At 54.0% G+C, this 13,894-nt stretch carries 12 protein-coding genes; 2 read left to right on the top strand and 10 right to left on the bottom strand.

Annotated features, from left to right (window positions below; translation table 11 throughout):
- Positions 1–21 precede the first annotated feature (21 nt).
- From KK062_RS04975 to KK062_RS04935, 9 genes are all read right to left on the bottom strand, one after another.
- Complete coding sequence (locus KK062_RS04975) at positions 22–2,655, bottom strand: ABC transporter permease (protein ID WP_254083148.1); 2,634 nt, start codon at positions 2,653–2,655, stop codon at positions 22–24.
- A 2-nt stretch (positions 2,656–2,657) separates the two neighbouring features.
- Positions 2,658–2,990 (bottom strand): PadR family transcriptional regulator, encoded by a 333-nt coding sequence (locus tag KK062_RS04970; protein WP_254083147.1) that lies wholly within the window; start codon positions 2,988–2,990, stop codon positions 2,658–2,660.
- A gap of 258 nt (positions 2,991–3,248) precedes the next feature.
- Positions 3,249–5,075 (bottom strand): ATP-dependent DNA helicase, encoded by a 1,827-nt coding sequence (locus KK062_RS04965; RefSeq protein WP_254083146.1) that lies wholly within the window; start codon positions 5,073–5,075, stop codon positions 3,249–3,251.
- 34 nt (positions 5,076–5,109) lie between these two features.
- Positions 5,110–7,458, bottom strand: coding sequence for a penicillin-binding protein 1A (locus KK062_RS04960; RefSeq protein WP_254083145.1), 2,349 nt, complete (start codon positions 7,456–7,458; stop codon positions 5,110–5,112).
- A gap of 79 nt (positions 7,459–7,537) precedes the next feature.
- Positions 7,538–8,074 (bottom strand): Dps family protein, encoded by a 537-nt coding sequence (locus tag KK062_RS04955; protein ID WP_254083144.1) that lies wholly within the window; start codon positions 8,072–8,074, stop codon positions 7,538–7,540.
- 99 nt (positions 8,075–8,173) lie between these two features.
- Positions 8,174–8,827 (bottom strand): SGNH/GDSL hydrolase family protein, encoded by a 654-nt coding sequence (locus tag KK062_RS04950; RefSeq protein ID WP_254083143.1) that lies wholly within the window; start codon positions 8,825–8,827, stop codon positions 8,174–8,176.
- Positions 8,828–8,864: 37 nt separating this feature from the next.
- The gene (gene cysM, locus KK062_RS04945) at positions 8,865–9,743 is read right to left on the bottom strand and encodes a cysteine synthase CysM (RefSeq protein ID WP_254083142.1); all 879 of its coding nucleotides are present in this window, start codon (positions 9,741–9,743) and stop codon (positions 8,865–8,867) included.
- A gap of 17 nt (positions 9,744–9,760) precedes the next feature.
- The gene (locus KK062_RS04940; RefSeq protein ID WP_254083141.1) at positions 9,761–10,588 is read right to left on the bottom strand and encodes a serine O-acetyltransferase; all 828 of its coding nucleotides are present in this window, start codon (positions 10,586–10,588) and stop codon (positions 9,761–9,763) included.
- 263 nt (positions 10,589–10,851) lie between these two features.
- On the bottom strand, positions 10,852–11,304 hold the full coding sequence (locus KK062_RS04935) for a GreA/GreB family elongation factor (protein ID WP_254083140.1): 453 nt from the start codon (positions 11,302–11,304) through the stop codon (positions 10,852–10,854).
- Between the two features lie 70 nt (positions 11,305–11,374).
- Between KK062_RS04935 and KK062_RS04930 the strand changes: the two genes are divergently transcribed.
- The gene (locus tag KK062_RS04930; RefSeq protein ID WP_254083139.1) at positions 11,375–12,469 is read left to right on the top strand and encodes a family 20 glycosylhydrolase; all 1,095 of its coding nucleotides are present in this window, start codon (positions 11,375–11,377) and stop codon (positions 12,467–12,469) included.
- 50 nt (positions 12,470–12,519) lie between these two features.
- Positions 12,520–12,930 (top strand): response regulator, encoded by a 411-nt coding sequence (locus tag KK062_RS04925; RefSeq protein ID WP_254083138.1) that lies wholly within the window; start codon positions 12,520–12,522, stop codon positions 12,928–12,930.
- Positions 12,931–12,932: 2 nt separating this feature from the next.
- Here KK062_RS04925 and KK062_RS04920 read toward each other — a convergent pair whose 3' ends face one another.
- Positions 12,933–13,769 carry a Cof-type HAD-IIB family hydrolase gene (locus KK062_RS04920; protein ID WP_254083137.1) on the bottom strand — a complete coding sequence of 279 codons (837 nt, stop codon included), beginning with the start codon at positions 13,767–13,769 and terminating at the stop codon, positions 12,933–12,935.
- Positions 13,770–13,894 lie beyond the last annotated feature (125 nt).

Here is a 13,894-nt window from a genome sequence, read left to right as displayed (position 1 = left end):
CAGTTTGCTGGACCTCTTTTTTTATTCATACCGCAAGGCGCGGGTGGGATTCGCCAATGCTGTCCGTAGCGACCGGGCGGCTATCAACAGCAACGTCAGGCCGAGAATGGCCACGACGGGCAACACAAAACACCACCAGGCCGGCGGCACGCGATACACGAATGCCTGTAACCACTGGATGCTGAAGTAGTAGGCCAACGGTGTCGCCACCGCACAGGACAGGCCAATCAAGATCAGGTAGGGCTTCGACATGAGCAGAATGATACTGTCGACGGATGCACCCAGTACTTTGCGGATGCCCATTTCTTTGGTACGCTTCGACACCGCGAGTGAGACCATGCCAAACACGCCGGTGAAGACAATAACCAGCATCAGCCCTGTAGCCAGGTTGGAGGCTTTTTTCAATCGAATTTCATTCTTATACAGTTTTGCCAGCTCCTGGTCCATGAAGGCATATACGAACGGGTCGTCGGGAAATACCCGGCGCCATTTCGTTTCTACGGCGGCTACAGCGCCGGCCATATCGCCCGCCTCCAGCTTGATGGAGAAGTGCCGGAAGGCTTTGGTGCCACGGGTATGTAGGAAGGCCATAGGCTTCACATTTTCGTGCAGGGAGAAGAAGTGAAAGTCTTTGATGATACCGGCGACGGTGAACACGACCGTGTCGCCTTTTATTCGCACCTTATCTCCTACTCCTATGCCGAGTGCCTTGCCGGCGGATTCATTGACGACGAGGTCGCCCAGGTGCCAGGCATGTTGTTCGTCTGCCAGAAATACACCTTCTTTGATGGGGATACCATAGGTATCGGCAAAATGCTCGTCGGTCATCAGCATGGGCATGTCGAGAGCTTTGTCTTCCTCCACTCCCTGGCGATAGAACTGCAGCTGATTGCCATAGTTACCGGCGGGGATTTCCCAGGACAGGCTTACATTCTTTACCATCGGCAAGGCCAGGAATTCCAATCGTGCGGCTTCCATCGAGCGTACACCTTCTTCGGACCAGCGACGCGGAACGGAGGAGATCGTCAACACATAGTCTTTGTTATACCCCAGGTCTTTTTGTAAGAAGAATGCTACCTGGCGTGTGATGACGATGGAAAATGCGAAGACACCCATGGCCAGTATAAATTGCAGGGCGACGAGAGACCGCGAAAGGCCACCGCCTGCCTTGAGCGATGAGGCCTTGTTACGAAGTGATTCGACGGCATTGTAGGATGAAAGCAGGAAAGCAGGATAGGCACCGGCAAGCAGTCCCACGGTGAGCGTAAGCAGAAGCATCACGCCGGTAAACTTACTACTCAGATCACCGAGCGCAGGCAGGGCGATGCCCAACACATCACTGGCATAAGGACGCGCCAGCATGTATACACCCAATGCCAGCAGAAACGCTCCGATGCTCAGGGCCAACGACTCCGACAGGAACTGGGTGATGAGCTGCCCCCGACGACTGCCGATGGCCTTGCGCACGCCAATCTCGCGGAGGCGTCCCAAGGCGCTGCCAATGGTGATGTTAATAAAATTAATCACGGCAAGCACCAGAATAAAGGCGGCTATGGCGGATACGGTATAGACCAGTTTCCTGACGCGGCCGTCATTTGCCTCCAGGTAGTAGGTACGCAACGGGGTGAGCGATACGATAAGCTTGCGCAGGCCCTCGGGCGTTTGTGTCTGCATGATTTTAGCGATGGCCTGTTCGGCATCCGCACGCATGGCGCCTGCGCGGAGCTTGAGGTAGCTGACCATGACGCCACTCTCCCATTTCGCGGGGTCGTTCAAATTATATACATCGTTTTTTTGCAGACACAGGAAAATCTGCGCATTCATGTCCAGCAGGTCGGTGATGGAGTTTCGGGGCAGGTCGTCGAGCACGGCGGTTATTGTATAGTCATAGCGCTTGCTATCGCCCGACTCACCCGACAGTGTGAGTACTTCGCCTATTACGTTCGTACGATTAAAGAATCGCAGCGCGGTAGTCCGCGTGACTACCATGGAGCGTGTATCGCGGAAGGGCTTCACGGCGTCACCATGCAATATGGGCAGCCCCAGGAACGAGACCAGGGTCGAGTCGCCGATCAGGCTCTGAATACGGAAGTGCTGGTCTTCTCTGGACACGGTAATCATCTTGTCCCAGTAGCGATAGTATCCTTCGAACAACGACGGATACTGCTCGGTGGCTGCTGCTGCCAATGGAGCGGGTGATAGGAAGGGATGCCAGAAAGCACCGTCGGTCGTGGCCGTTTCCGCCATGTATAGGCGATCGACATCGCGCAACGAATTGTTTACACGAAGCTCCTGGTCGACAAAGATGCCGGTCATCAATGCGAAGGCCAACCCCATGGTGAGGCCGAGGATGTGAATGGCCGCGTGGGTCTTTTGCTTCCACAGGACGCGCAGCATGACCTTGCCGTAGTTTTGTATCATCGATGCAGGGGTTAGGGGGTACGAGAATTTGTTTCGCAGCAGTATGCCGGGGCGGAAGAAGCGCAGCACCTGCCAGGTAAACCGGCGACGGGCTATGCGATGGCCGACAGCAGCATGATCTATTTCAAATTGCTCGAGCAAATCGCCCTCAATACTTTCGCATAGGGCCGGTGGGCAGAACCAACGCAGGAAGCGCAGGGCCATCGCGGGCGGTTGTCCGGATTGCTGGTGCATGGCTATGCCGCGGTTATGTTAAGCTGCGGGATCAGTTTCCAAAGGTCCATGCGGGCTTCTTTCATCGTGCGCAACATGGAGAGGCCGGCGTTGGTGATGTTGAAGATTCGCTTCCGCCGGCCGCCGCGGGCGTTTGTGACACCGCCCATGGTCGACTTGACCAGGCCTTTATCTTCGAGACGGTACAACGTGACGTGTACGGCGCTGAGGTTGGATTCGCGGTCGAGGCGGTCTTTAATGGCTGTTACAATGGCATTTCCATAGGCTTCTTCGCCTAATACCCCTACCATGGTTAATACCAATTCTTCAAACTCGCCGAGGTATTCTTTGCTCATTTGTATATGTTTTGTAAAACAAATAACGGGATTTGTATATGTTTTGTTAGACAAATGGCAATATTTTTAATATCGCACTGTATATCAGCAATTTAACAGCTGATCCAATTGGAAAGAGTGGCTGTGAGCTGAAGTGATAAAGGGAGGATGTCTCCGTGTTGAGTCCGAGTATAATCCGAGTATAGCCCGAGTTGAGTCCGTGCTAAGGGACGGGCACATGACACGGTCATTTATGTTTTGGCACGCTGGGTGTTGGGATTAAAAGGTTACGTCGGCGGAGCGTTGGATGTCGGTGTAGGTCTGTTCGATGGCTTCGCGTAGGGTCTGTAGGTCCCCCAGGTATTTTTTTACGCGGGGGCGGTCTTTCATGATCTCGTAATGTTCTTCGAGCAGGCCCTGAAAGTCGTCCCGCAGGCGGGTGCAGAAATATTCGCGCGCGTTTTCGAGGCGAGTGTATGCCGGCTGGAAATCGTTCTGGACGGATGCCTCTTGTACGATGCGCCGGAGCTGTTCCTGGAACCGCTGTGCTACATTTTGCAGGACGTTCATTTTCATGACCATGTCGTCGGTCATGGCTTCCGCATCGGCCTTGTCGCGGAACATGCGTTGGGACAACTCGTCACGGAAGCGGATGAGCTCATCTTGAACACCAGCCAGGTCGAATAGGGCGGCTACCGCTTCCAATGCCATCTGTCGCCGCTCTTGTCGCAATATGGGGCCCAGCGATTCGAGGGATGCTTCTTCCTGGGCAAACCGAATGATGCGTTCATCGGTCATGATACTGCTGGCAACTATACGGGATTGCAGCACGATGCCCTGTAGCGACGTGCACCGACTTAGCGCTACGTATACTTGTCCTGCCGCGAAGGAGCTGCCGGCATCGACGATGGCGCGTTCGAAAGTCAGGCCCTGGCTTTTGTGAATGGTCACGGCCCAGGCCAACCGAATGGCGTACTGGGTAAACTCTCCGAGGATCTCTTCCTCGACCTGTCGCGTGCGGGGATTGAATGTATAACGGATATTTTTCCACGTGTCTTTCTGCACCTCCAGCTCGGGTCCTTCACCAGGAAAAATAACGACGATGCGATCGGACGTCATGTGGGTGATGCGTCCGATCTTGCCGTTGTAGTAACGGCGCACGCGCTCCATGTCGTTCTTGATAAACATCACCTGTGCGCCGACGCGCAAGTGCAGTACGCGGTCGGTCGGGAAGTTGCGTTCGGGAAAGTCGCCACGTACCTCTCCTTCGAAGCGCGAGGTAGGCCCCGGCAGCTTTTCGAGCTCTCCGGCGTTGATCGCGTCGGCTTTGTGGTTGTGCGTGGTCAGCGTGATGTATTGTTCGTGCGCGGATGGGCGGAAGCCAGGTTGATACCGTTCGTGCAACCGGAGGTAGTCTTCCTCTTCCATGGTATTGTTGCGCACATTGTTCAAAATGCGAATGAAGTCGGGATCGCGCTGGCGGTAAATCTTCTTTAGCTCGAGGTACAGGGGCTTTACCTGTTGCAGGACACGCGCCTGGAAAAAGAATGGTCCATCGTAATATTCGCGCAGGATGCGCCACTGGTCGTCGGGGATGACGGGGGGCAGTTGAAACAGGTCGCCGATGAACAACACCTGCACGCCCCCAAAGGGGCGGTATGGTTTCCGCCGAATGTATCGCAGTACGGTGTCGATGGCGTCGAGAGTATCGCTACGCACCATCGAGACTTCGTCGATGATAAGCAGCTCCAGCGCGCGAATGACGGCGCGCTTCTCGGAATCGAGCTTGAGATCCTGCAGCAACGAATATTTATCGCTCATGTCGTCGGCATGTTCGAAGCCAGGCTTTACGTCGGGCACAAAGGGCGTGAACGGCAGCTGAAAAAAGGAATGGATGGTGGTGCCGCCGCAGTGAATCGCGGCCACGCCGGTAGGCGCCACGATAACCGTGTTCTTTTTTGTGGTATTCTTGATGTGCCGCAGGAAGGTGGTCTTACCGGTGCCGGCCTTGCCTGTAAGGAATACAGGGCGGGAGGTTTGATGAATGAATTCCTCCGCCATGTCAAAGAGTATATTTCGTTCGATATCAACGGGGGCGGAAAGCATGGCCCCAAAGATAACGAAAAAGACGCGATGGCCGTCAGCGTCCGAACAAGCGCTTGAGAAAGCCCTTTTTCTTTTTCCCGGGTTCGCCGAAGGCTCGTTTTTCCTCTTTGTCTTTTTTACCGAACAGGCGCTGGAACATGTTACTGTCCGATCGGTATAGATCGCAGGCAAGCTTGTCGGCCAGGGATGGATAGAGCGCGGGGAAGCGGGCCTGGCTGATGCTGACGAACCGGTTATCGGCATTGACCTGATGCAGGAAATCGCCGACGATGGGCAGGGCTGTGCGGGCTCCCTGACCGAGCGAGGTTTTGCGGAACCGAATGCGCGGATCGTCGGCACCTACCCAGGAACCGATGACCAGACGCGGGGTCATGGCAATGAACCAGCCATCGGCGTTGGATTGCGTTGTACCGGTCTTGCCGGCGATGTCGTTTTGTATGCCGTAGCGCGACCGGAGGCCGGCGGCGGTGCCTTCGTTGACGGTGTGTTTCAGCATTTCAACCATCATCTGCGCTGTTTCGGGCGACATGGCCTGTACGGGCTTGTCCGAGGCTGTGAAAACTTCTAATGACTTGCCGGAGTGGTCGTGGATGGCTGTAAGGTAGTAGGGTGTGCTCGTCTTGCCATTGTTGACAAAGCACGCATAGGCACGCACCATTTCAATCATTGAGATGTTGGCTGCGCCGAGGGCGATGGCGGGCACAGCCGGCAAGTCGCTTTCGATGCCCATGCGGCGGGCCAGCGCGATGGTGTTGTCAATGCCGGCTTTTTCCAGCACGCGTACCGACACCGTGTTGACCGAGTACGTCAGGCCGCCGGTGAGTGAGTACTTACGGTCGTAGTTCTCTTCCGTATTTTCCGGCTTCCAGCCTTCGACATTGGTATATTCCGTTTTTGCAGCGGACACAAAATCGCAAGGATCGACACCCTGTTCCAGGGCCGCTGCATATACGATCGGCTTAAAGGTCGAGCCGATCTGTCGGCGGGTGTTTTCCCGCACGTGGTCGTATTGAAAGAACCGGTGGTTGATTCCCCCTACCCACACACGGACGGCACCCTGACGCGGGTCGATGGCCAACATACCTGCCTGCAGAAACCGGAGGTAATGCCGAACAGAATCGTATGGGCTCATGACACGTTCCTTCTCCCCTTCTTCCGTGAGCACATTCATGAGGACCGCCTCCTGCATGGCATGGATGATCTCTTCATGGCCCAGTCCCTGACGGGCCAGTGACCGGTAGCGCTCGGATTTACGCAAGGCATTGTCCAGAACGGCCGGTTTGTTATACCAGGGATCTTTACTGCCCCAATGTTCCAGGAACCGTTTCTGAAGTCCCGCCATTTGATTGTTCACAGCGACTTCGGCATATTGTTGCAATCGCGAGTCGATCGTGGTATAGATCTTTAAGCCATCGGTATACAGGTTATAGGGCTTACCGTTGGCTTTTGTATGTTGCTCACACCACTCCTGCAGCTCTTCCCGGAGATATTCGCGGAAGTACGGCGCTAACCCGGTGTGATGGCTGATCTGGTTATATGAAAGCCTGACAGGCCGCGCCTGTGCCGTCGCCGCGTCTTCCTGCGATAGCTTATTATATTTTCTCATTTGCGCCAGCACGACGTTGCGCCGCAGTGTGGCTCGCTCGGGGTGCAGACGAGGATTATAATACGACGTGGCTTTGAGCATGCCGACTAACACGGCCGCCTGGTCGACGGTGAGTGCCGCCGCATGTACCGAATAAAACCGTTGCGCGGCGGCTTCGATGCCATAGGTATTGTCGCCGAATGGAACTGTGTTGAGGTATAATGCCAGCAGCGATTCTTTGTTGTATACCGCTTCGAGCCGTGAAGCCAGAATCATTTCGCGGATTTTGTTGATAGGCATCGAGAACAGCCAGTATTCACGCCGGGGATATAAATTTTTAGCAAGCTGTTGTGTTAACGTACTGCCGCCACCGGACGACTCCTGCTGCAGCAGGATGCTTTTTATCATCACGCGCATGAGGCTCTTGCCATCTATGCCACCATGCTCAAAGAAACGTATGTCTTCCGTGGCCACGACAGCGTCGACCACATGACGCGGCAGTGTGGCGTAGTTAACATTGGATCGTTCCTGTATGAAGTAGCGCCCCAGCAGCACGCTGTCAGCGCTATATATTTCTGTCGCCAGGGGATTTTCAACGGCTTTCAGCTCTTCCTTATCGGGAAGATGTCCGAGGGCTCCCGTCCAGGTAAGTATAAACAGGATCAATACGCCGGACACGGATGCACCGATAAATGCCGCGGCGACATAAAATATTTTTCGCAATGTCGTGCGGCTCTGAAACGAAACCCACACTCGACGCCAGGTTTCGCGGAAGCGCGGTAAAAAATCAAACTTCATTCTACGGTCTTTGGATAAAAAAACGCAGGATTGAATACAATGTTATTCAATCCTGCCTGATTGTAAGCCTAACTGACTTTTACTTCGCCAAAAAAGCAGTCAACATCCAGTGGTGCTTTTCAAGCTTGTTAATAAACTTCTTGATCATCTCTTCGGTACCGGAGTCACCTTGCTCGGCAGCTGCGTGAACGGCGTCTGCCATAAAATGCAGCAGGATGGTAAAATCACCCAGCACTTCGCGGACCATGGTGCTAGACTCCAGGTCTGTTCCTGTTTCTTTTATGGTGGAGACTTTCAGGTAATCTTTCAGGGTGCTCAGGGGCGTCTGGCCGAATACACGGATGCGTTCCGCGAGCTCGTCGATATTCACGAGCGTTTCGGTATAAAGCTCTTCGAATTGCTCGTGTAAGTCGAAGAAATCGGAGCCTTTGACGTTCCAGTGGTAGTTGCGAAGTTTTTGATAGTGAACGCTATAATTGGCCAACACTTCGTTCAGCGCATGCGAGATACGCTCAACTTCTTCTGGCGACCAACCCAGTTTCATGGGTTTCGCTTTTGCCAGACGGTTATCCATTTGCGTCTTGGCTACATTCTCCACATCTGCTTTTGATTCCATACGTGCTCATTGTTGGTTCATTGGCACGTACGCAATTTTCATTCCCGCCACCAGGATAGAAGCGCATCAAATCTCTGAGGATATTTTTCCTCACCCCCCCTACTTTACATAGGGGGCCAGTACGCGCGCCCAGATTTCATAGCCATTGGCTTTCATGTGCAGACCGTCGTCGATAAACAGATCGTCTTTTACCTTACCGCTGGGATCGAGCATGGGTGTCCATACATCAGCATAGGTGACATGTTTATTCTTTTCTGCCCACGCTTTCAGCATGCCATTAAAAGTGGTATAGGTCTCGCGAAGATTCCAACGCGCGAGGCTCGGCTTGGCGGCAATGAAGACTACGTTTACCCGACGAGAGACTTTTTTGCGAATGAGGTGTAACAAACTATCGGCCTGGCGCATAACTTCTTCGGGCGTTTTGCCGGATGCCAGATCGTTGTCGCCTTCATAGATAAAGATCTGTTTAGCATGATAGGGTAAAATGAGCTTGTCGAAATAATAGATCAGGTCACTCATGTGTGAGCCCCCAAAGCCCCGGTTTAGCACATTCTTGCCGGGAAAGGACGAGGCGATGTCGGGTCGCCACAGGCGAACACTGGAGCTACCCGTAAACAAGATGAGATTTTTCTTCTTTACCGTGGTGTCGCCCGCAACCAGGTTTGTTACTTCTGTTTCAAAACGCCGTGGATCTTGCGCGACCGCTGCAAATTCCAGTAACAGCAGGCCGGCGAGGAGGAGTAGGTTTCGCATTAAAAGGAAAGGGATTAAGTTGAAGAACGACTAGTAGTTATTCGAACAGGTCGGAGCTGAGGTAGCGGTCGCCGCGATCGCAGACGATGAATACAATCACTCCTTCGGTAATTTCGGAAGCGATCTGCAGCGCGGCGCTTAACGCTCCACCACTGCTCATGCCGGCCAGTACACCTTCTTCGCGTGCCAGGCGTTTCGTGTATGTCCGTGCATCTTGCTCGCGTACGTCCACGACGCGGTCTACGCGGTGTGGCTCAAAGATCTTGGGTAAGAATTCGGGAGACCACCGGCGAATGCCCGGAATGCACGAGCCTTCGGTGGGCTGCGTGCCTACGATCTGTATGGCGGGATTTTGTTCTTTCAAGAAGCGCGACACCCCCATGATGGTGCCAGTGGTGCCCATGGCCGACACAAAGTGTGTGACCTTACCGGCGGTGTCGCGCCAGATCTCGGGGCCGGTGGTGCGGTAATGCATACCGTAGTTGTCGGCGTTGCCAAATTGGTTGAGGATGTGATATCCTTCTTCGGCAGCCATTTTCTCTGCCAGCTCGCGCGAGTATTCGATGGTTCTGGCAGCCGGCGTCAGGATCACCCTGGCGCCGTAGGCTTCCATGGCCAGGACACGCTCGCGTGTGGAGTTGTCGGGCATGACGAGGGTCATTTCCAGTCCCATGATCCGCGCGATCATGGCCAACGCTATGCCGGTGTTGCCACTGGTGGCTTCTACCAGTTTATCGCCGGGCTTGATCTGTCCGCGTTCAAGCGCCGCGGTAATCATGCCGTAGGCGGCGCGGTCTTTTACGCTTCCGCCGGGGTTATTTCCTTCGAGCTTTCCGTAGATGGTTACCCGCTTATTGACCGGGATGGTCTGCAGGGTTACGAGGGGCGTGTTACCGATGAGGTCTGCGAGGTTCATATAAAGTCTGAAATTCCTTATTTGAAGATGACCATGTCGGTCTGATTGGTATCGTCGTTGAACATTTTTGCCTGGTAGTAGATTTTCGACTGCGGGGGTACGCTGCGCGTAAGCCAGACGTTGCCACCGATCACGCTGTCGTGACCAATGGTTGTCTCGCCGCCGAGTATCGTCGCGCCGGCATAGACGACGACGTTGTCTTGCAGTGTGGGGTGGCGCTTGCGCCGGGCGTCTTCTTTGTTGACACTCAATGCGCCCAGGGTAACACCCTGGTATATCTTTACATGATCGCCAATGATGGTCGTCTCGCCGATTACCACGCCCGTGCCGTGGTCGATGCAGAAATAGTCGCCGATGGCTGCTGCCGGATGAATATCGATACCCGTACGGCTGTGCGCATGCTCGGTAATGATCCGCGGGATGTCTACCACGTTCTGGCGATATAGTTGGTGCGCCATGCGATAGGCGGCAATCGCATAGAAACCAGGATAGGTACGCACAACTTCACCCGCGCTTTTTGCAGCCGGGTCACCGGCATACATGGCGGCCACATCTTGTTGTATTTTTTCAAAGACGTTGGGAAGGGCATCAAAGAAATCGGCTGCTAATTGCACCGCGCTGTGTGTACCGGTGGCGGCATTGTTCCGCAGCAGCCGGGCAAGGTCGCGTTGAAGCCGTTCCATAAGCTCGGTAAATTGCTCTTCCGAGAGATGTGCCAACTGGGTGAAGTCAGCAAAGAGTGCTCCGAGCAATTCCACAAAGAAGTGCTGCACCTCTGCCGGCGACGGGCAGGTAGGACACACCAGGTGTGATTGATAGAGCTTTCGTACGAACGTTTTATCCATGCACGTGTCGGTCAGCGATGCTTGTTGAAACAAAAAACGAGAATTCTTTCGAATAACACACGCTTTTTAACAATCAGTTCCGGGGATTAACATCTTAATTCCCAGATTCCGGAAATCTTTATCCCGCATTCATAACCCGACAGACGGGATTTTGTCTATTAGCATAGCCGATTCGGGTATTTTTCATTTTCCGCCTTGCAGAAATGATCGAGATATGAGCGTAGGTCGTTACGTCAGGAGTGTACAAGATCGGGTCAAGCCGGTTATTCCACGGCCTCGATGCGGTATGTCTTTTTGTTAAACTGAAATTCATCGCCCACTTTCCGTCCTATGAGCAGGGTACCGATCGGTGATGCCGGGGAGATTGCGAAGTACGCTTCTTTGCCTTGACCAAGTGCACCGGCGCTTACCGCTATATAGAAGTTTCCTTGTGTGGTTCTTACGGCGCTGCCGAGCTGTATGATCGGGGCACTCCGCAGCGGGTCGATCTGCTCAAGTACCTGTTGGAGCTTTCTGTTTTCCTGTAGCTGCGCGTTCAGCTTCTCCATTTCGTTTTGAGCCATGGCACGGGCGGTCTCATATTTATCGCCGGCGGTGCTTTTGGTCTCTTCATCGGCCGACTCTTTTACCTCTTGCAGGGCCTGGCTGATGTCCTGGATGCGACGCTGTACATGGTCCCGGCAGAGCGCGTAAAGTTTTTGCTTGTGTGTGCTCATGTGTGTTTAAAAACGCTTCGTGAAATTCTACAATATTGATATTTTGGACACCATATTTCCTAGTATTATCATGATGAATCCTCCGAAATCATTTTTCCAGCTTCTGGCCGTGGCGCTGTTCCTGCTGCCGGGTGTTTTACCTGCTCAGCAGAAAGAAATTGTCACTTTTCCACTCCGCGGGTTTTGTATTGCTGCGCCGCGCCCTGCGGACGTCGATCAGTTCGTGAAGTTTATTACGGAGGAACTCGTCCCGCGGAAGGTAAATACCCTGATTTTACGGATTGACTGGAACTACCAGTTTGTTCACCATCCGGAGCTACGCGACAGCGTGGCCCTGAGCAAGGAGGATGTTAAGAAGATGGTGTGGGCGTGTAAGCGTGGTAACATTCGCGTGATTCCGCAGATCAACCTGTTGGGCCACCAGTCCTGGGCAGGAACCGTTCACAACCTGCTGCGGGTTTATCCGCAGTTGGATGAGACGCCCCACGTCAAGATGCCCGAAAAGTATAGCTGGCCCAACGCCGACGGACTTTATTGCAAGAGCTATTGCCCTTTGCACCCGGACGTGCACCCGATCGTATTTTCACTGATGGATGAGATCTGTGACGCTTTTGAGTCGGACGCATTTCATGCCGGCATGGACGAGGTCTTCTATATCGGCGACGATAAGTGTCCGCGGTGTGGCGGTCGTGACAAGGCCGAGCTTTTTGCCGGTGAGGTGCGGGTGTTGCGCGACTACCTGGCGCAACGCAACCGGCAACTGTGGATCTGGGGCGACCGCCTGATCGATGGTAAGACGACAGGATTGGGCATGTGGGAGGCCAGTCTGAACAATACACACCGGGCCGTTGATATGATCCCCAAAGATGTTATGATCTGTGACTGGCATTATGAGCGCCCTGACAAGACACCGGTATACTTCGCTATGAAAGGTTTTAAAGTGGCGACGTGTCCCTGGCGTAATCCGTCGGTGGCGTTAAGTCAGGTGGAAGACATGCGTACCTTCCGGCGGGATGCCACTCCGGAAATAAAGGAGAACTTTCAGGGTATCATTCAAACGGTGTGGTCGGACACGCGCAGTTTTCTGGATGGATATTATGGCAAGAAAAAGGACCCGGCGGACAAGGGCAACACGCCCTGGAATTGTTTTCGAACGATCTATTAAGTTGTTTCCCCGGTGCGATTATCGTGTGTGAAATTGTATCTTTAGCACCCATGAACACCTACTCTATTCTGCTGGTTGAAGACGATCCAGACGACGTTGAGCTGATGATACAGGCACTACACGACAACGGCGTGCCATATCATATGGAGACGATCAGCCAGGGTGACAAGGTGGTGCCGCACCTGGAGCATTGTGCGGCGCTGCCGGACATCGTTGTGCTGGATTTGAACTTGCCCAAACTTCACGGGCGGGAAATCTTAACCCGTCTCAAAGCGCAGCCACGTCTGCAAAGTCTGCCGGTCGTTATTCTCACGACCGCTTCTTCGCAGCAGGAGCGCGACCAATGCCTGCAGCTGGGCGCCGACCTGTTTATTACCAAGCCGTCTACTGTGAAAGGATTTAATGAAATGATTGCGGCTATTGTCGAGTGCGTGCGTCAGCAGCCAGACTTGCGCCGCTAGCACTACAGCAGATGTCTTTCGATGGCCTGCGCCACGCCGTCGTCAATGTTTGCCTCGGTTATTTCTTTTGCCAGAACTTTTACTTCCTCCCGGGCATTCGCCACGGCTATCCCCCATCCGGCCGATGCGAGCATATCCATATCGTTATAGTTGTCGCCAAACGCCAGGGCATTCGAGGCATTCAATCCGTAACAGATCTTGAGCACCAGTTCCATAGCCGACGCCTTGGAGATGGCGCGCGGTGCTATTTCAAGGTAGGTGGATTTGGATCGATAGGCATGCACGGCTGTCGAAAAGCCGCGCTCGAGGGCTTCTTGCAGCGTGGAGATCTCTTCTTCCGGCCCCATACACATGACTTTATGCGCACCCGTACCAACCTGTTCCCAGCGCGGCAAAACGTTTGCCGCGACATCAATTTGTGGTGTCACTTTCGTGATCCGCGCTTCGCGCTCTGTCCATTTGTCGTACCCGGGGGCATACCAATTGTCTTGCTCATACAGGCTTACGTGCAGCGTGGAGCCGGTGGTTAAGCGCAGGATCTCGCGGCAGATGGATACGGGAATGACCACGGAGTCCAATACCTCCGGTTGTGCTCCATCTTGCCGTAGTACGTACCCGCCGTTGTAACAGATCAACGGATGGTTGGTGATGCCCAACTCCTGTTGTAAGTGCCGCATGGCGGCCGGCATACGCGACGAGGCCAGGATGACGGGTATGGTGGCTTTTATTCGCCCAATGGTTGCGATGGTGCGGGGTGACAGCTCGCGGCGGCTGTCCAGCAGGGTTCCGTCTATGTCGGCGCAAACGGCGCGGAGCTGTTCTCTCAGGGGTATGCTCATGTTTGCGCAATATCTTCAAGTGTGCCGACTGGAAGAAGCGTCGTCTACTATTTTTTTGGAATTCTGTGGAATTGACACCCGGCTCTGGGGTCTGTTAGGCCTCCAACCGCTGGCAGGGATTTTAC

Origin of the sequence: Dawidia cretensis (genome assembly GCF_018598175.1) — a bacterium.
Classification (GTDB): Bacteria; Bacteroidota; Bacteroidia; order Cytophagales; family Cyclobacteriaceae; genus Ohtaekwangia; species Ohtaekwangia cretensis.
Note: the sequence above shows the minus strand (reverse complement) of the source record. Positions and strands in the feature narration are given on the sequence as shown.